The following is a 17149-nucleotide window of genomic DNA, read 5'->3' on the forward strand; positions in this document are numbered from 1 at the left end:
ATGTTGGTAATGATTAATGTTTTAATGATAGGCTCTCATTCTTCTGCAAAAGGTGGGATCAGTACAGTGATAAAACAAATTGATGGTTGGCTAAAAAATTCTGATGAGCTAAACTATCAGTTTATTTCAACATATATAGATAAAAACTTCATTATGAAAAGCTTATATTTTTGTGATGCGATTTTTAGAATTAAAAAAAAAATTTCCTCTCAAAAGATTGATCTGGTACATATACATATGTCGTATAAAGGAAGTTATGTCAGAAAAAGGATTTTATGTAATATTTTTTGGAAAAAGAGGATACCTACTATTTTACATATTCACGGTTCTGAGTTTAAGATTTGGTATGATAATCTAACAAAGCGAAAAAAGGAAGAAGTAAAGGAATTTCTTTTGAAACAAAAAAAAGTAATAGTTTTAGGTGAAGAATGGGCTAATTTCTTTAGAGGTATTGATTCTGATATCAATATATCTGTAATACACAATGCCGTTCCTATTCCAGAAGAAACTGTATTGTGGAAAAATGAATCAAAAAAGATTTTCTTTTCGGGAGTGTTACTAAAAAGAAAGGGAATATATGATTTGATTGATGCTATGGTGATTTTGAAAAAAAGTAATTATCTAAAAACAAATTGTATAACGTTGAAAATTGCAGGTACTGGAGAAGAAGAAGTAAGGTTAAAAGAAAAAGTTGAAGAGCTTGGGTTGGAAAATCATGTAAGATTTTTAGGATGGATAGGGGACAAAAAAGAGCTGGAAAAGGAAATACTGGGCTCGACTATAGGAGTACTTCCGTCATATAATGAAGGGTTACCGATGAGTTTGCTAGAGTGTATGAGTTATGGATTACCAATGATTTCGACAAATGTAGGAAGTATTTCATCTGTGATTTCAGATAGTAAAAATGGCTTGCTTGTTAAACCAGGGGATGTTGAAGAACTGGCTTTAGTTATTGAAAAGCTACTTAATGATCAAAAAAAATGGCAACGTTATTCTGAGAATTCTAGAAATACCATAATTAGAAATTTTGATGAACAAAAGCTATTTACTCAGTTAGTTCTTGTTTACCAGGAGGTTTCTAATGCGAAATTTTAAACGATTCATTATTTTTGTAATGATAGTAACTATTTTGTTTCAAAAGACAATTCAATTTTATTGGGATAATCCATTAATATCGTATTTGGATGAGTTTATCATCACATTCTTCTTTTTATATTCATTAATATCAATTTTTATGAAAAAATCTATAAACAAGACGAGTGTTCATTTATTATTATTGACTCTTATTTTTATAACTATAGGGTTACTTTCATTTAAATTCAATAGTATTGGAAGTACATCCAATTTGTTGAATAGTGCTTTTCTATCAGTAAAATTTCTTATTTTAGTTATTTCTTTTATGAATATAACGGTAAAAAAATCGACAGTGAATTATGCTCTATCAGTTCTATTAGTACTAGCGTTTATAAACTCTCTTTTTGTCATTATTAATTTTATAATGCCTGATTTTTACCATCGATTATTTCCTTTTGTTTATATAGATAATGCGCGTATATTGGGTTTTGGAGGAGCAATGGGTTTATTTGTTCATCCTGGAATAGCTGGATGGTTTAGCTTATTAGTGGGAAGTATTTACCTATCTAGGTATTCTCAGAAGGCTAAAAAATCGACTCTTGTCTTTACTATATTTCACTTTTTTATTGCTTTGTTATCGTTAAGAGTAAAAGTGATTCTTAGTATGATTGCCCTGATTTCCTTTTATATTCTATTTGTATCTGCAAGAAAAAGTCGAATGAGGAATGTTGTTATTGGTGCTTTTCCAATGGTTATATTTTTGGTAGTATTCCAAAATATGATTATAGAGAATTTACAAAAGTATATTTTCAATGTTGGTTTATATGGTGTTAGTGTAGAAACGAGTGCTAGATCAGCTTTGCTATCAAATAGCATTCAAATTGTAAGAGACTATTTTCCATTAGGTGTAGGTTTTTCAAAATATGGAAGTTGGTTTGCAAGAGTTAACTATAGTGAGTATTACTACAAATATGGGATGAGTTCGATTTATGGATTGACACCAAGTGATCCCAAATTTGCGACGGACACATACTGGCCTGCAATATTAGGTGAAACTGGTATTATGGGGACTGTAATTTATATAGGGATATTATTGCTAATCACCAAAAAGCTGATACAAAAATTTAATCAAAATAAGATTGAAAAAAATTATTCCTACTTTATGGCTGTTTTATCACTGTTCATTTTTGGACAAGCAATTTTAGAATCTTTTGGAGAAGCAATATTTAATAGTAGTCCTCAAAATATTGTCTTAGGAATAATTATTGGGATAGCAGCCTCAAATAAATTAAAAGAAAGTGATTGATAATGAAAATAGTGATTGATAATTGCGTACCATTAAATAATGGAGATGCTGCTCTTATCTTTAGTGTCGGAGAGAAATTTGAAAATGAAAATCAGGTTATATACAATACCAATAACTTTGAAAAGGTAAAAGAAAAATATCCTGAAACTAGTTGGAGTAGAAGTCTTTTAGATAGACGAATCTATAGATTTATTTGGAAAGTGCTGCCATTTCTAAATAAAATCATATTTTTTTTCCCAATTATTTTAAAAAAAGAGTATAGACAATCGGATGCTATTATTTCAGCACCCGGGGGATATATACATAGTTACTATGGCATTGAATTTAGAATGTATATCCTTTATTTGTGTAAAAAAATATTGAAAAAAAAGGTAGGTATTTATTCTCAATCAATAGGAAACCTCACTCGGTCAGATCAAAAAATATTTATAAAATATGCTACAAACTTAGACTTTATTTTTGTTAGGGATGAGATTTCTTATCGCAGAGTTTTAGAATATGGTGATTTAAAAAATGTTTATTTAACGAAAGACGCTGCATTTTTATTAGGCAAAAAAGATTTACAAGATAAGATAGACAAAAAGAAAAGAAAAGTTGCAATTTCAGTAAGGTCATGGGATAAAGAAGGGCGTTCTAAGACTAGATATTATGATTTAATTGGAACTATAATTAATATATGTTTGGAAAAAGACTTTGAGATAGTTTTCCTATCAACATGCCAAGGTTTAGACGATTATGTGGATGATTCAAAAGTTGCAGAAGATATTATAAAAACACTTAATTTAAAAGAGTGTACATCAATCTCGATTGATAGTGATTACCATGATCTAAACGAGTTGCAGTGTGCCATACGAGACTTTGACTTTGTTATTGGAACTAGGCTCCATATGTGTATTCTTTCCTTGTTAAATTCTGTACCAGCATTTAACATTTCCTATGAAGAAAAAGGAAAAGCAACATATGAGTATTTAGACATTGCTGACTATTCAATAGATTACAATAATGAAAACAACATAGCAGAAAAGCTAGAAGTATTTTTTGAGATAGATGAATTTAGAAGAGAAACATTATCCAAAAAGATAAAAACAATTATAGCTGAGCAAGAGGATTTCTTTGAAATTGCTGAGCAGCTCATAATCGAGGGAAAGTAAATGGAATCAAGAAAAGCGGAGATATTACATTGCGATGTGTTTAGATATTTTGGACAATATAAGATTGGTTTGTTCAAGTATTTAATAATGCCTAGGCAAGTGAAGTATTTTATTCTTTTTAGAAAATATCAAACTGTGTCTAATAAATATTTAAAATGTCTATATAAAATTCAAGCAAAGTTACTCGGTAGAAAAATACAGATGGATATTCCACTAGAAACAAAAATTGGTCGAGGAATCGTGATGTATCATGAAGGACAAGTCGCTATTCATCCTGATGCAACAATTGGTAAAAATGTGACCATATCACCGGGACTTGTTGTAGGACATTCACCGAGAGGAAAGACTAAAGGTGTACCTACTATTGGGGATAATGTATGGTTGGGACAAAATGTTGCAGTAGTTGGAAAAATAACTGTAGGAAAAAATGTATTGATAGCTCCTAATAGCTTCGTGAATGTTAATATTCCTGATAATTCTATTGTATTTGGCAATCCTTGTGTAATAAAAAAATCGCTTAACGCTACTGATGGTTATATAAAAAACAAAGTTTAATAGATACTTGAGGAGATCAGATGAATAAGAAAATCGCTATGAATTTTTTATACCAAGCTATATATCAAGCGACCCTAATTGTTTTACCCATAGTGACAATCCCAATTATTTCTCATGCACTAGGAGCAGAGGGGTTAGGATTGTGGAATTATGTTAGTTCTATCGTTAGTTATTTTACATTAGTAGCTGGATTGGGGTTAGCAAATTATGGAGTAAGAGAGATTGCGATAGTAAAAAAAAGTAAAGAACTCCTGTCAAAGAAATTTTTTGAATTACAAATTTTCAATGCTTTCTTTTCATTAGGAACATTTATTGTATATTTAACAATGATTTTATTTTTGCCAAATAAAGATTTGTACTTAGCGCAGTCTTTTGTCGTATTGGGAGCTTTATTTGATATATCATGGTTTTTTGCTGGAATAGAAGATTTTAAAAAAATATCCCTCTTAAACGTCTTTATAAAAGTACTAAGCTTTGTTTGTGTTCTATTATTTGTAAAAAATAGATCTGATTTATTTTTATATGTTCTTATCCAGTCGTTAAGCACTTTTTTTTCTCAACTTGGACTATGGCTTTTTTTACCTAAAAAAGTTTCTTGGCACGCAGTCAGTATTCGTGAATCATGGGCTCATTTTCGACCAGCTCTTGAATTTTTTATAGCTAAAGTAGGTGCAACTATATTTTCGAGTATTACTAAAACGATTTTAGGAATGCTTACAACAATGACTTTTGTAGGGATTTATTCTAATTCTTTGACACTGGTTTTTATGTCTGGAAGTATCGTAGGTGCATTGAATACTGTAATGATCCCTCACATGAGCAAATTGGTAGATAGTAATGAGCCTGCTAAAATGACAAAAATATTGGAACGAACAATTCATCTGCAGTTATACTTTACGATAGCAATTATGTTTGGGATTATTGGAATTAACGGTAAAATGATTGGTTGGTTCTATGGATCAGAGTTTTATTCAATGGTGAATACGGTTCCGTTGCTTTCTATATCAGTTGTATTGCAGTCACTTTATAATGGGATTGCTACGCAGTATTTAATACCAAAAGGAGATATGAAGTCATATAATTTGTCAATTCTCTATGGTGCAATAGTATCTGCAGTATTGGATATTCTCCTAATCCCTTTTATTGGTATTTATGGAGCGATTCTCGGAAACATTTTTGGACAGCTTTTGATTTGTGCCATGCGTATTATTCCGTTAAAAAGAGAGACAGGTTTTCAATTTAATTATGTTTGGATTGGAAAATATATTGCAGCTGGAATAATTATGCTGGTTTTAATAAATGGACTAACTGAAAATCTTCCAACATCTGCAAAAACAACGTTAATCCAAGTTTCTATTGGTTTAATTTCGTATTTTATTATTACTATTATATTTAGAGTTAATCCTTTAATGAGTGAAATTAGAAAAAAATAAGGAGTCAACAATGAGAAAAATATCTGTATTTGGTTTAGGTTATGTTGGGTTAGCAAACGCATTATTACTATCACAAAACGAACAAGTTTTAGCCTATGACATTATTACTGAAAAGATTGATAAATTAAATAAAGGCATTTCCCCTATAGAGGATGGAGAGATTGATGATTTTTTAATATCAAAAAAATTAAAAATCAGTTTCACAAAAAAATTTGAAGAAGCAGTTAAATTTGGTGAGTATCTTATCATTGCAACACCGACAGATTATGATGAAAAGAGGAATTACTTTAATACTTCAACTGTTGAAGCTGTAATAGAAAAGGCTTTGGCAATTAAACCAAATGCATGTTTCATCATCAAATCAACAGTTCCAGTAGGTTACACAGATTCTTTAAAGCAAAAATACAACACGAATAACATCATATTTTCTCCTGAATTTCTACGTGAAGGGAAGGCACTTTATGACAACCTCTATCCATCAAGAATTATCATAGGTGAAAATTCTGAGCGAGCACAGGAAATTGGAGATATGTTCTTAGCGAATACTGTAAAAAAAGACAGTGAAATACTGTTGACCCATTCTGCTGAAGCAGAAGCTATCAAATTATTTTCCAATACGTATTTAGCATTAAGAGTTGCTTATTTTAATGAATTGGACACATACGCTGAAGTGCGTGGCTTAGATGCTAAACAAATCATTGAAGGTGTGGGGCTAGATCCAAGAATTGGCACGCACTATAATAATCCTTCTTTTGGTTATGGAGGTTATTGTTTGCCTAAGGATACGAAGCAATTACGAGCAAATTATGATCAAGTGCCAAATAATATTATTAGCGCTATCGTGGAAGCAAATACGACTAGAAAAGATTTTATAGCTGAACAAATTTTAGCGAAAAAGCCTAAAGTTGTAGGGATCTTTAGATTAACAATGAAAGCAAACTCAGATAATTTCAGATATTCTTCGATTCAGGGAATAATGAAACGATTGAAAGCCAAAGGGATAGAAGTAGTCGTATTCGAACCAACTTTAGAAGAGGATACTTTCTTTAATTCTAAAGTTATTAGAGATCTTAAAGAATTTAAAAAAATTTCAGATATTATTGTCTCAAATCGGTTTGAAGATGAGCTCAGTGACTGTGAAGAGAAAGTCTACACTCGGGATTTATTCAGAAGAGATTAGTAATTATCTATCTTTACTGAGCATTATTTTACAAATACATTAAGATATCATGCCAATTCCCCAAAAAAGTTGCGGCGTGGTTCAAATTGTGAGAAAATAGATTTCATGAATTATTCTTGCAAAAATGAGGAAGTGTCTTATGAACCTATGGAAAAAAGTAATATTAACTGCTTTAGGATTAGTTCTTGTTTCAGTTGCAGGCTTCTGTGCATACGGGATTAAAATGTATTCTGATGCAACTGGTACAGTAAAAGGTGTATATGAGTCAATTGATCGTACGTCTAAAAGAAGAGAGACAGCGGTAAATATTGATGCTCAAGAACCTTTTTCAGTTTTACTGATGGGAATTGATACTGGCGATTTAGGACGAACAGAACAAGGTCGCTCTGATACGACAATGGTAGTTACTATTAATCCTAAAGAAAAAAAATCTACAATGATCAGTTTGGATCGGGATATTTTAACTGATATCGTTGGATACGGCACAGAAGATAAGTTAAATCACGCCTATGCGTTTGGTGGTGCAAAGATGGCGATTGATACAGTTGAAAACTTATTAGATATTCCAATCGACAACTATGTATCGATCAACATGAAAGGTATGAAAGATTTAATTGATGCTGTAGGTGGTATTGAAGTTGATAATCCATTTGAATTTACATTAGATGGTATTACAGTTCCAAAAGGTCATATCAAGCTTGATAGTGAGACTGGTTTAGCCTATGCTCGGATGCGTGAAGAAGATCCGGAAGGGGATATTGGACGTCAACGTCGCCAAAGAGAAGTTGTTGAAAAAATCGTGAATAAAGTCATCAGTTTAGATGGCGTTGCCAAATATAGAAAGATTTTAGATGCTGTAAAAGATAATGTAAAAACGGATTTGACTTGGGATAATATGGTAGATATTCAGAAGAAGTATATGCCTGCATTCAAAGATATCGACTCTTTACAGTTAGAAGGTGAGGGTCAAGAAATTGGCGGTATTTATTACCAAATTTTAGATCCGACTAAATTATATGATGTGCAAACAAACTTGCGAGCTCAGTTAGGTTTACCTGAAAATAAAGAGATGCAAGCAAAAGATAATAGCAACTATAGTAATTATATCGGTGGTAATGAGACTGGTTCGTATCAATATGACGGCACTGGCGTGTCAGATACTACGAATAGCTATGGTTACGCTCAGGATGCAGCAAATACTGATCCAAATTCATATACGGATCAAAATGCAGCGAATGAGGTATATTCTGGCGGATATTAATTAAGAAACTTCTATTCTTGAAAAGGAATAGAAGTTTTTTTATTTTCTAATCATTTTAGACTAGAAATCTTTTTTATAGGGTGTTATAATTGGACTATACCAAATATGGACATAAGGGAGCAATTTTTAATGGAAATTATCAAAGTAGTGAACGCTGAAGAAGGCGGAAAAAAAGCATTTGAATTGATCAAAGAAGGCATGAACAACGGCGCTAAAGTTTTAGGTCTTGCTACAGGAAGCACACCGGAAACATTATATAAAGAAATGACTGCAAGTGATTTAGATTTTACAGATATGACTTCTGTTAACTTGGATGAATATGTTGGGTTAGGTGGAGATGACGATCAAAGTTACCGTTATTTCATGAACGACCAATTATTCAACAAAAAACCATTCAAGAACACATACGTACCAAATGGTAAGGCAGAGGATTTATCAGCTGAATGCAAGCACTATGAAGGCATCATCGATAGCAATCCAATTGATATTCAAATTTTAGGAATTGGTCAAAATGGCCATATCGGTTTTAACGAACCTGGAACGCCTCTAGATAGTTTAACTCATGTAGTTGAATTAACAGAATCTACAATCAATGCAAACAAACGTAATTTTGAAAAAGTAGAAGATGTTCCCACAAGAGCTGTTTCTATGGGAATCGGTTCAATCATGAAAGGCAAGAAAATGATTTTAATGGCATATGGCGAAGCTAAGGCGGATGCTATCAAAGGAATGATCGATGGGCCTGTTTCTGTTGATTTGCCAGCAAGTGCTTTACAAAATCACTCTGACGTAGTGGTTATCATTGATGAAGCTGCAGGAAGTAAATTATAAAAATAAGACTCTGTGATCGAAGTATTTAACTTGGGTCACAGTTTTTTTTTGGATGAGCATCATGCCCAGCATTATAATTAGTGCTATAATGAAATGGAAGAGTGGTAGGAGGAATGAGTATGATGGATATAGATTTAACAGTTCCTGAAATTATTATTCGGCTATGCTTAGCGATGCTGATTGGTGGAGTGATCGGCTTTGAACGGCAATATAAAAATCGACCAGCTGGTATGCGAACGCATATTTTAGTTTGTATGGGTGCTACGATCATCGCATTGATTCAAGTTGAAATTGCTGCAAGCGCCTTACAAGATGCAATCAATCATCCAGAACTGACTGGGGTGATTCGTTCGGATCAAGCTCGCTTGATTGCTCAAGTAGTGAGCGGAATCGGCTTTTTAGGTGCAGGAACGATCATTGTAACAAAACAGTCTGTCACAGGACTAACAACAGCTGCTTCGCTGTGGGCGGTGGCTGGTTTAGGAATTGCGATCGGAATGGGGTACTATGCGATTGCGCTTACCAGTTCTATAGGTGTTTTCACTGCTCTGACCTTAGTGAGAAAAGTAATCCATGTACCAACAACAAAAAAATTAGAAATCCGTTATATACACAAACAGGAAACCAAAGAATTTATCAATCAATATTTTGAAGAACATAAAATAGAAATCGAAGATGTAAACTTTAATGTAGTTTTAGTTGAAGACACACAAATCTATACAAACATTTATACCATTGATTTACCAAAAGGTATGACCTACGCTGAAGTTATAGAAGATCTGTCGATTTATAAAAATATAACCAAACTACGATTAGTCAGTATTTAAACTTATCCTATAGCATAAGAAAAAATAAGGCAATCCTGAAAAGTGGAATTTTTCAGAGTGCCTTATTTTTATTACAGATAAAAAACAATGGACCAACTTAACATGACAGTTGAACAACCACTAAAAAAGTTGACCCAATCATTTGTTAACCATGAAATACCGCTGATTCGTTGTGTTTGATTTAGGTGATGTTGTCTTTTTTCAGTTACTTGCCCACAAACGGGACAGGAGTACTTCACTTGAAGTGTTGCTCCTAATAAACTATCTATAAAAGCATTAGAAACACCACAAATAAGTGGTACGAGAAGTAACATAGATACTGAAAGGTTAGAAGTGTGATATAACTCATAAAGCAGCCAAAAGCTCACTGAAATTAGCAGACTACCAAAAAACGAGGCGATGCTCCCAAGTACAGAGACGCCACCGGAAATTCCTTGTTCGATTGATTTAAATGAAATGATTGATCGAGGGGCCGTTCTACTTAACGTTCCAATCTCGGAACCCCAAGTATCTGCAGTTGCTCCTGCGATTGCACTAACATAACCAATTAAGAATAATTGATTTTTGGTGTAGTAGAAAATAATCAAAGAAGTAATTGCTGGAAGGCTGTTAGCAATTACTTGCCAAGCATCTCGGGTGTGTCCTTTTTCGGTAATTGTGTCAATGTTATTTACTTTTAGCATCTTTTTTGCAAAATGGATACAGCCTGAACTGGTAAAAAATAAAATAAGCAAGGCCCAAGTTAACCATGGTCCAAAGCCACACACGATTATAGCGATAAAAAGCACAGCAAAAGCACCAGACTTTGTGAGTAAGTTAGTAATGTAGGAGAATGTACCAATAAGACTTCCTGTGATAAAGCCTAGAAATAATTTATAAAGGAAAATAGTCATGAGACACCTCTTTAAACAATTGATTTATATTAACAGAATAAGTATATCATGGAATGATTATAAAATTCGGAGGAGAAATTTCAATTATCCAAATACAGAATACTCTTTTTATACTGAAAAATAATGGTAGAATGAATGTATCATGAATTGGAGGTTTTATATGGGTTCTTTATTTAAACAATCAAAATTGTTATTTTGGACAGTAGAAATTGTACTGACGATTATTGGCGTCTTCTTTTTGCTAAAAATGCCGAATATCTTTAGTCCTATATTAGGGATGGTATCTGCAGTTTTTATGCCCTTGCTGATTGCAGGATTTTTATACTATATGTTTGATCCAATCGTCGTTTTTTTAGAAAAACGGGGACTACCTAGGATTGCTGGGTTTCTACTTTCGTTTGCATTTTTAATTGTATTGATTACACTTGTCATCATGAATGTTGTTCCTCAATTGGTGAATCAGTCCTTAGAGCTAAGTCAGTCACTTCCTAGTTATGCAGAAGAGATGAACCAGTGGTTGAATGATTTAGGGAATTTAGAAGGAGTAAAAAGTTTTAATATTCAGGAACAATTAGATAAGGCAAATATTACGATCAGTAATATTTTGAATTTTGCGATTATTGGAGTGACGAGTAGTTTGTCTAAAATCGTTGGTGTCTTGCTGAAGTTTTTCATTTTACTTTTTACAGTACCTTTCATTTTGTTTTTTATGTTTAAAGATGGTCATAAATTTTTAGATGCAATGTCGCATTTCTTTCCTAAAAGTATTCGAAATGAATTAAGACAAACGGTCAAAGAGATGAATCAAACGTTGTCAGCCTATATCAGCAGCACAGTGTTAGATGCTTTGATTATTGGTATACTAAGTTTTATAGCGATGACAATTTTTAAACAACCTTATAGTTTACTATTGGCTGTATTTTGTGGTTTGACGAATATTATTCCTTATGTGGGCCCTTTTATTGGCGCAGTTCCAGCGATTTTAGTTGGTCTATTTATTTCTCCTTGGCAGGCATTGTATATGGCATTGTCTATTTTAGTGATTCAACAATTAGATGGGAATTTAATCAAGCCTTTATTAATGGGAAAATCATTGAATATTCATCCATTGACGATCATATTGGTATTAATTGCATCTGGAAGCGTTGGGGGCATTATTGGCATGTTGATTTGTATTCCTGTTTATGCAGTGATCAAGACGTTAGTTATTAATATCAGTAAGATTTATAGTCTTAGAAAAGAAGGTAAGAAGCAGGCCTTAGAGGAACAAATTGGGACTGATATATAATGCGTTGCGTGATACCTCAGCTTTTTGAAATCTGAATAAACGTTTTTGCTCCATCCTCTTCTTTCAGCCGTAATGATTATGGTTTTGTAATGATTTTGTAATATAAACTGATGTCATAATATATGCATTTGATCTGAATCAGCTTCTATAAATAGATATTAAGAAAGTTTTAAGAGTACTTATTCTTTTGAAAATCACTTGTCTAATGTTACCGTTGTGTTACAATGTTGTTACGAAGTGGTTTTGGAAAAGAACAGGAGGATTAAGATGAAAAAAATTGTTATGTGTTTAATATTAATAGGGGGGCTATTTCCGATAGGCGTATTGGCGGAAGAAAATACGTCAGCTTCATCGACTGAATCAGAAACACCAGTATCGACTGTGGAAAGTACTATTCCATCGGCTATAGATGAAACGAATCTAACGACTGGAACAGCAACTTCAGAAGACGTAACGGAGTCTTCTGCATCTAAAACAGAATTAAATATAATCAAAACATCATTATTTCTATTTCAAGGAGAAAAACTGACCGCTGAAATGTTGCAAGCGAATATGCATGAAGGGCATGCACCTTATGATAACGTTAAACTTCTAGAAGAAGCTTCAACTGAAAAAACTGGAACTAATTATGTAAAAGCCAGTTACACAGCACACGGACCTGGTGGAAGTTCTGATAATACTGCAATTTTTGAATACCAAGTGATTGCACGTAAATCAGCAGAGGAAGAAGTGATCAGTACGAATGTTACTGTTATGATAGACGGGAAACTGACCGCTGATATGTTACAAAAAGATGCAAAAGAAAATAACAAACCCTATGCAAATTTTAAGTTATTGGAAGTACCTGTAACGGATAAGTTAGGTCCTCAGATAGTTAGAGCAAGCTTTACGGTCAATGAGGAAAAAGGAAGTAAAGAAGCTACAGCCTTATTCAAATATTTGGTTATTCACGAGCAAAGTATGAATGAAGAAGACCTTATGCCTACATCCATTTTATTATACCAAGGAGATACTTTGAGCACGGATATGCTAGAAGCGAATGCTCACTTTCATCATGCATCATATGATAATTTTAAGTTTTTAGGAACACCGACTGATAGATTAGGAATCAACTATGTAAAAGCAAGTTTCACAAATAACACACCAGAAGGAAAGATTCCTGTCACTAAAGTATTCAGATATACAGTGATCGAAAATTCAGCAGCATACGATATTCAATTTGATTCATTTGACGAAAGTACGAATACTATAAGAGGAAGAGTACTTTCAAAAAATGGAGAACCAGTACCAAACGTATCGATATTTGGAGATGGTAATCAAGTTGCAGCAACACTAGATTTTAAGGCAGATTTGTCAGATATAAAACAAATGAGACCTTATACAACAAAACAAACTATTACGGATAGAGCGGGCTATTTTACTCTAGAAGCAGGTAAAAATGCTTACTTCATGGCTCTAGATGAGGAGTTAGGAACGTATTCCGCTGTGACTACGATAACGGATAATAAGTTTGGAACACAAACACCTGAATCAAAAGAAAAACCTGAAGGAAAAACTGCTGATAAAGCAAGTACTTCTAAAAAATCAGCTTTTCCTAATACTGGGGAGAAAAATCGATTTTTCCTAAGTGTTATCGGCTTATTGATTTTAGTTATTGGTGTTGTGACGATATATAGCAGAAAAAGAAATAGTAAATAAAGATAAAAAAGTCCCGGATAAATACTGAAACAGTTTTATCCGGGACTTTTTTGATTTTTAAGAGAAAGTATTAATCCATACCGATCAAATAATCGTCATCTTTCATTGCTTCAACAGTTCCTAATAAGTAACCATTGCCGACTTGCGAGAAGAAATCATGATTGCTTGTACCAGTAGAAATACCATTCATAACGATTGGGTTGACATCATTTGCTGTATCAGCAAATAATGGATCCATTCCGAGGTTCATTAACGCTTTATTGGCATTGTAACGTAAGAATGTTTTCACTTCTTCGGTCCAGCCTAGTTCATCATATAACTCTTCTGTATAACGCTCTTCATTTTCATATAACTCATAAAGGAGATTGTACATCCAATCTTTCATTTCATTTTGTTCTGCTTCAGGTAATTCATTGAAACCTAGTTGGAATTTGTAACCAATATAGGTACCGTGGACAGATTCATCACGAATAATCAATTTGATGATCTCAGCAACGTTTGCTAATTTGTTATTTCCTAAGTAGTAAAGAGGTGTATAAAAACCAGAGTAGAATAAGAAGGTCTCTAAAAATACACTGGCAACTTTCTTTTCTAATGGTGTACCATTTTTATAAATTTCATTGATTTTTTCTGCTTTCTTTTGCAGATAAACGTTTGTATTTGTCCATTCAAAGATATCATCGATTTCTTTTTTAGTGTTTAATGTACTAAAGATTGATGAATAACTTTTCGCGTGGACAGATTCCATAAATTGAATATTGTTTAAAACAGCTTCTTCATGTGGTGTACGGACATCGTTTCTTAGTTGTTCCATGCCACTTTCAGATTGAACCGTATCTAACAGTGTCAAACCGCCAAAAACATACCCCACAGTTGTTTTTTCAAGGTCTGAAAGGGTTCTCCAATCGTCTAGATCGTTTGATAAAGGAATACGAGTATCTAGCCAAAATTGTTCTGTTAATTTTTCCCAAGTTGATTTATCGATTACATCTTCGATGGCGTTCCAGTTGATCGCTTCATAATATGTTGCCATGTATTTTCCTCCTCGTTACCTGTACATTAAAATAGAGTAAATCATAGAACAAGGCGACCAGAGGGGCGCCTTGTTTGTTTTTACGAGTCTGTTCAGCTTTTTTAAATTACACAACTTTCACATTGATTACTGCCGATTTCCTCAGCATCATCCGTAAATGTCCGCACATAATAAATTGACTTAACACCTTTATGGAAAGCATAATGACGTAAAATATTCAAATCACGTGTTGTTTGTTTTGGAGAATCTTTCCATTCGTATAAGCCTTCTGGAATTTCAGAACGCATAAACAGCGTTAAACTCATGCCTTGATCCACATGTTGTTGGGCTGTTGCATAAACATCAATGACTTTACGCATATCCATATCATAAGCAGATGTGTAATAAGGAATCGTATCGTTTGCCAAGTAAGGAGCAGGGTAATAAATTTTACCGATTTTCTTTTCTTGACGCTCTTCGATCATACGTGTGATTGGATGGATACTAGCACTTGTATCATTGATATAAGAGATAGAGCCATTCGGTGCTACGGCTAAACGATTTTGGTGATATAAACCATCTTTTTTCACTGCATCACGTAATGCTGCCCAATCAGAAGCACTTGGTACAAAAATGTCTTTAAAGATTTCTTTGACTTTATCTGATTTAGGAGTGAAGTCTCCTTCAATATACTTGTCGAAATATGAACCATTCGCATAATCTGATTTGTCAAAATTATGGAAGGTTTCATTGTATTGTTTTGCAATGTTGTTACTTTCTACTAAAGTCCAGTAGTTTAATAAAGTAAAGTAAACATTGGTGAAATCTAGCGAGTCCTCAGAGCCGTATTCCATATGGTTCTTAGCAAAGAAAGTATGAAGACCCATTGCACCAAGCCCAATTGTGTGACTTAATTTATTTCCGTTTTGAATAGAAGGAACAACATCAATATCAGAAGCATCTGTTACAAATGTTAACGCACGTGTCATCGCGCGAACAGATTTACCAAAATCAGGACTGTCCATCAAGTTGACGATATTAGTTGAACCTAAGTTACAGCTGATATCAGTACCTAATGTTTCATATTCTTGTTTGCCATTTAATACAGAAGGTGTTTGAACTTGTAGAATTTCTGAACATAGATTACTCATAATGATTTTGCCATAAGCTGGATTACTTCTATTAGCTGTATCAATATTGATGATATATGGGTAACCAGATTCTTGTTGTAATTTAGAGATTTCATTTTCTAAATCACGTGCTTTGATTTTACGTTTGCGAATTTTTGGATTCGCAACTAGATTATCATATTCTTTTGTAATATCAACATAAGAGAAAGGCACGCCATACTCACGTTCTACACTATAAGGACTGAATAAATACATATCTTCATTATTACGAGCTAATTCATAAAATCTATCAGGAACCACAACACCTAGAGATAAAGTTTTCACACGAACTTTTTCATCCGCATTTTCCTTTTTCGTTGAAAGGAACATTTCGATATCTGGATGGAAAACGTTTAGATAAACAACTCCAGCACCTTGACGTTGACCTAATTGATTAGAATAACTAAAGCTATCTTCGAATAATTTCATAACAGGAACCACGCCACTAGCAGCGCCTTCATATCCTTTGATTGGTGCTCCTGCTTCACGTAAGTTCGCTAAAGTGATACCCACACCGCCGCCAATACGTGATAATTGTAAAGCTGAGTTGATCGAACGGCCGATGCTGTTCATATCATCTGTTACTTGAATCAAGAAACAAGAGACAAGCTCGCCACGACGTTTACGTCCTGCATTTAAGAAAGAAGGTGTTGCAGGTTGATAACGTTGATGAATCATTTCATCCGCTAATACTAGAGCTAACTCTTCATTACCATCAGCAAAGTACAATGCATTGAAAGCCACACGATCTTCGTAGCTTTCTAAGTATTCAGTTCCTTCATTATTTTTAAGTGCATATTGTGAATAAAACTTGTACGCTGCCATAAATGATTTGAATTCAAACTGTTGTTCATCAAGAAACGTATATAGTTGTTCAATAAAACCCATAGAATATTTTTCAATAAATGCTGTTTCTAGGTAGTCATTTTCGATCAAGTAATTAATTTTTTCTTCTATAGTATTAAAAGTTCTTGTATTAGGAAGAACATTTTCTTTGAAGAAAGCTTCCAACGCTTCTTTATCCTTATGTAAAGGAATTTGTCCATCTACAGGACGATTGATCTCATTATTCAGCTTAAAATAGCTAACATCTTTAATTTCTTTTAGACTCAAGTTCATTCACTACTTTCTTAAAGGATTCCACGTCTTCGTTCGTGCCGCTAAATTCAAACGCAAAAAGCATTGGAACGTTGTAATCACGTGCTATGTCTTTGGCTGTATACACATATAACTCTGCGAAATTGAGGTTTCCGCCTCCAGCAACGCCTTGCAAGTATTCTTGATTGTTTTTGTAATCAAGAAAATCGTTCACTACTTCAGTGATTTCTTGGTCATAAGTAGGAACAACTAAGACAAAAGGCTCATTTATCTCAAAAAAAGGATTCGCAGGCTCAATTTCATAAGCTGCTAAATCCAATTTTTTAATGAAGCGTCTCGTTTGTCCGGTGACTGAAAAATAAACAATTTTCAT

General features: G+C 33.4%; 15 protein-coding genes. 11 read left to right on the top strand and 4 right to left on the bottom strand.

Annotation, left to right across the window (positions count from 1 at the left end):
- Positions 1–9 precede the first annotated feature (9 nt).
- The 9 genes from A5821_RS15745 to A5821_RS15785 all read left to right on the top strand — a co-directional run bounded on the left by A5821_RS15745 (position 10) and on the right by A5821_RS15785 (position 9618).
- The gene (locus A5821_RS15745; protein ID WP_170923058.1) at positions 10–1095 is read left to right on the top strand and encodes a glycosyltransferase family 4 protein; all 1086 of its coding nucleotides are present in this window, start codon (positions 10–12) and stop codon (positions 1093–1095) included.
- On the top strand, positions 1082–2380 hold the full coding sequence (locus A5821_RS15750; RefSeq protein WP_086315659.1) for an O-antigen ligase family protein: 1299 nt from the start codon (positions 1082–1084) through the stop codon (positions 2378–2380). The genes A5821_RS15745 and A5821_RS15750 overlap by 14 nt, the downstream gene beginning before the upstream one ends.
- A 2-nt stretch (positions 2381–2382) precedes the next feature.
- Positions 2383–3531, top strand: a complete 1149-nt coding sequence (locus tag A5821_RS15755; RefSeq protein WP_086315660.1) for a polysaccharide pyruvyl transferase family protein — start codon at positions 2383–2385, stop codon at positions 3529–3531.
- On the top strand, positions 3532–4086 hold the full coding sequence (locus A5821_RS15760; RefSeq protein WP_086315661.1) for a serine acetyltransferase: 555 nt from the start codon (positions 3532–3534) through the stop codon (positions 4084–4086).
- Between the two features lie 20 nt (positions 4087–4106).
- On the top strand, positions 4107–5519 hold the full coding sequence (locus A5821_RS15765; protein ID WP_086315662.1) for a polysaccharide biosynthesis C-terminal domain-containing protein: 1413 nt from the start codon (positions 4107–4109) through the stop codon (positions 5517–5519).
- A 10-nt stretch (positions 5520–5529) separates the two neighbouring features.
- Positions 5530–6699: a nucleotide sugar dehydrogenase gene (locus tag A5821_RS15770; protein ID WP_086315663.1), complete on the top strand. Its 1170-nt coding sequence runs from the start codon at positions 5530–5532 to the stop codon at positions 6697–6699.
- A gap of 139 nt (positions 6700–6838) precedes the next feature.
- Entirely contained in the window at positions 6839–7960 is a 1122-nt protein-coding gene (locus A5821_RS15775) for an LCP family protein (RefSeq protein ID WP_086315664.1), read from the top strand.
- Between the two features lie 129 nt (positions 7961–8089).
- The gene (nagB, locus tag A5821_RS15780) at positions 8090–8791 is read left to right on the top strand and encodes a glucosamine-6-phosphate deaminase (protein ID WP_086315665.1); all 702 of its coding nucleotides are present in this window, start codon (positions 8090–8092) and stop codon (positions 8789–8791) included.
- Positions 8792–8910: 119 nt separating this feature from the next.
- Positions 8911–9618: an MgtC/SapB family protein gene (locus tag A5821_RS15785; protein WP_170923059.1), complete on the top strand. Its 708-nt coding sequence runs from the start codon at positions 8911–8913 to the stop codon at positions 9616–9618.
- Positions 9619–9689: 71 nt separating this feature from the next.
- Here the strand turns inward: A5821_RS15785 and A5821_RS15790 are convergent, their stop codons facing one another.
- A complete protein-coding gene (locus tag A5821_RS15790) occupies positions 9690–10511 on the bottom strand; it encodes a DUF92 domain-containing protein (RefSeq protein ID WP_086315666.1) in 822 nt (273 codons plus the stop codon).
- Positions 10512–10671: 160 nt separating this feature from the next.
- On the opposite strand from A5821_RS15790, the gene A5821_RS15795 reads away from it, so the two are divergent.
- Together A5821_RS15795 and A5821_RS15800 are read left to right on the top strand one after the other, a co-directional pair.
- The gene (locus A5821_RS15795; RefSeq protein ID WP_086315667.1) at positions 10672–11799 is read left to right on the top strand and encodes an AI-2E family transporter; all 1128 of its coding nucleotides are present in this window, start codon (positions 10672–10674) and stop codon (positions 11797–11799) included.
- A 267-nt stretch (positions 11800–12066) separates the two neighbouring features.
- Positions 12067–13497, top strand: coding sequence for an LPXTG cell wall anchor domain-containing protein (locus tag A5821_RS15800; protein WP_086315668.1), 1431 nt, complete (start codon positions 12067–12069; stop codon positions 13495–13497).
- A 70-nt stretch (positions 13498–13567) separates the two neighbouring features.
- Here A5821_RS15800 and nrdF read toward each other — a convergent pair whose 3' ends face one another.
- From nrdF to nrdI, 3 genes are all read right to left on the bottom strand, one after another.
- Complete coding sequence (nrdF, locus tag A5821_RS15805) at positions 13568–14530, bottom strand: class 1b ribonucleoside-diphosphate reductase subunit beta (RefSeq protein WP_086315669.1); 963 nt, start codon at positions 14528–14530, stop codon at positions 13568–13570.
- A gap of 101 nt (positions 14531–14631) precedes the next feature.
- Positions 14632–16791 carry a class 1b ribonucleoside-diphosphate reductase subunit alpha gene (gene nrdE, locus A5821_RS15810; protein WP_086315723.1) on the bottom strand — a complete coding sequence of 720 codons (2160 nt, stop codon included), beginning with the start codon at positions 16789–16791 and terminating at the stop codon, positions 14632–14634.
- Positions 16772–17149, bottom strand: coding sequence for a class Ib ribonucleoside-diphosphate reductase assembly flavoprotein NrdI (gene nrdI, locus A5821_RS15815; RefSeq protein ID WP_010770961.1), 378 nt, complete (start codon positions 17147–17149; stop codon positions 16772–16774). Before nrdI ends, nrdE begins: the two co-directional genes overlap by 20 nt.

The sequence above is a fragment of the Enterococcus sp. 7F3_DIV0205 genome (assembly GCF_002141365.2).
Taxonomy (GTDB): domain Bacteria; phylum Bacillota; class Bacilli; order Lactobacillales; family Enterococcaceae; genus Enterococcus_L; species Enterococcus_L palustris.

Coding starts and splice junctions, on each gene's coding strand:
- A5821_RS15745 (WP_170923058.1), top strand. CDS start 10: ATGATTAATGTTTTAATGATAGGCTCTCATTCTTCTGCAAAAGGTGGG.
- A5821_RS15750 (WP_086315659.1), top strand. CDS start 1,082: ATGCGAAATTTTAAACGATTCATTATTTTTGTAATGATAGTAACTATT.
- A5821_RS15755 (WP_086315660.1), top strand. CDS start 2,383: ATGAAAATAGTGATTGATAATTGCGTACCATTAAATAATGGAGATGCT.
- A5821_RS15760 (WP_086315661.1), top strand. CDS start 3,532: ATGGAATCAAGAAAAGCGGAGATATTACATTGCGATGTGTTTAGATAT.
- A5821_RS15765 (WP_086315662.1), top strand. CDS start 4,107: ATGAATAAGAAAATCGCTATGAATTTTTTATACCAAGCTATATATCAA.
- A5821_RS15770 (WP_086315663.1), top strand. CDS start 5,530: ATGAGAAAAATATCTGTATTTGGTTTAGGTTATGTTGGGTTAGCAAAC.
- A5821_RS15775 (WP_086315664.1), top strand. CDS start 6,839: ATGAACCTATGGAAAAAAGTAATATTAACTGCTTTAGGATTAGTTCTT.
- nagB (WP_086315665.1), top strand. CDS start 8,090: ATGGAAATTATCAAAGTAGTGAACGCTGAAGAAGGCGGAAAAAAAGCA.
- A5821_RS15785 (WP_170923059.1), top strand. CDS start 8,911: ATGATGGATATAGATTTAACAGTTCCTGAAATTATTATTCGGCTATGC.
- A5821_RS15790 (WP_086315666.1), bottom strand. CDS start 10,511: ATGACTATTTTCCTTTATAAATTATTTCTAGGCTTTATCACAGGAAGT.
- A5821_RS15795 (WP_086315667.1), top strand. CDS start 10,672: ATGGGTTCTTTATTTAAACAATCAAAATTGTTATTTTGGACAGTAGAA.
- A5821_RS15800 (WP_086315668.1), top strand. CDS start 12,067: ATGAAAAAAATTGTTATGTGTTTAATATTAATAGGGGGGCTATTTCCG.
- nrdF (WP_086315669.1), bottom strand. CDS start 14,530: ATGGCAACATATTATGAAGCGATCAACTGGAACGCCATCGAAGATGTA.
- nrdI (WP_010770961.1), bottom strand. CDS start 17,149: ATGAAAATTGTTTATTTTTCAGTCACCGGACAAACGAGACGCTTCATT.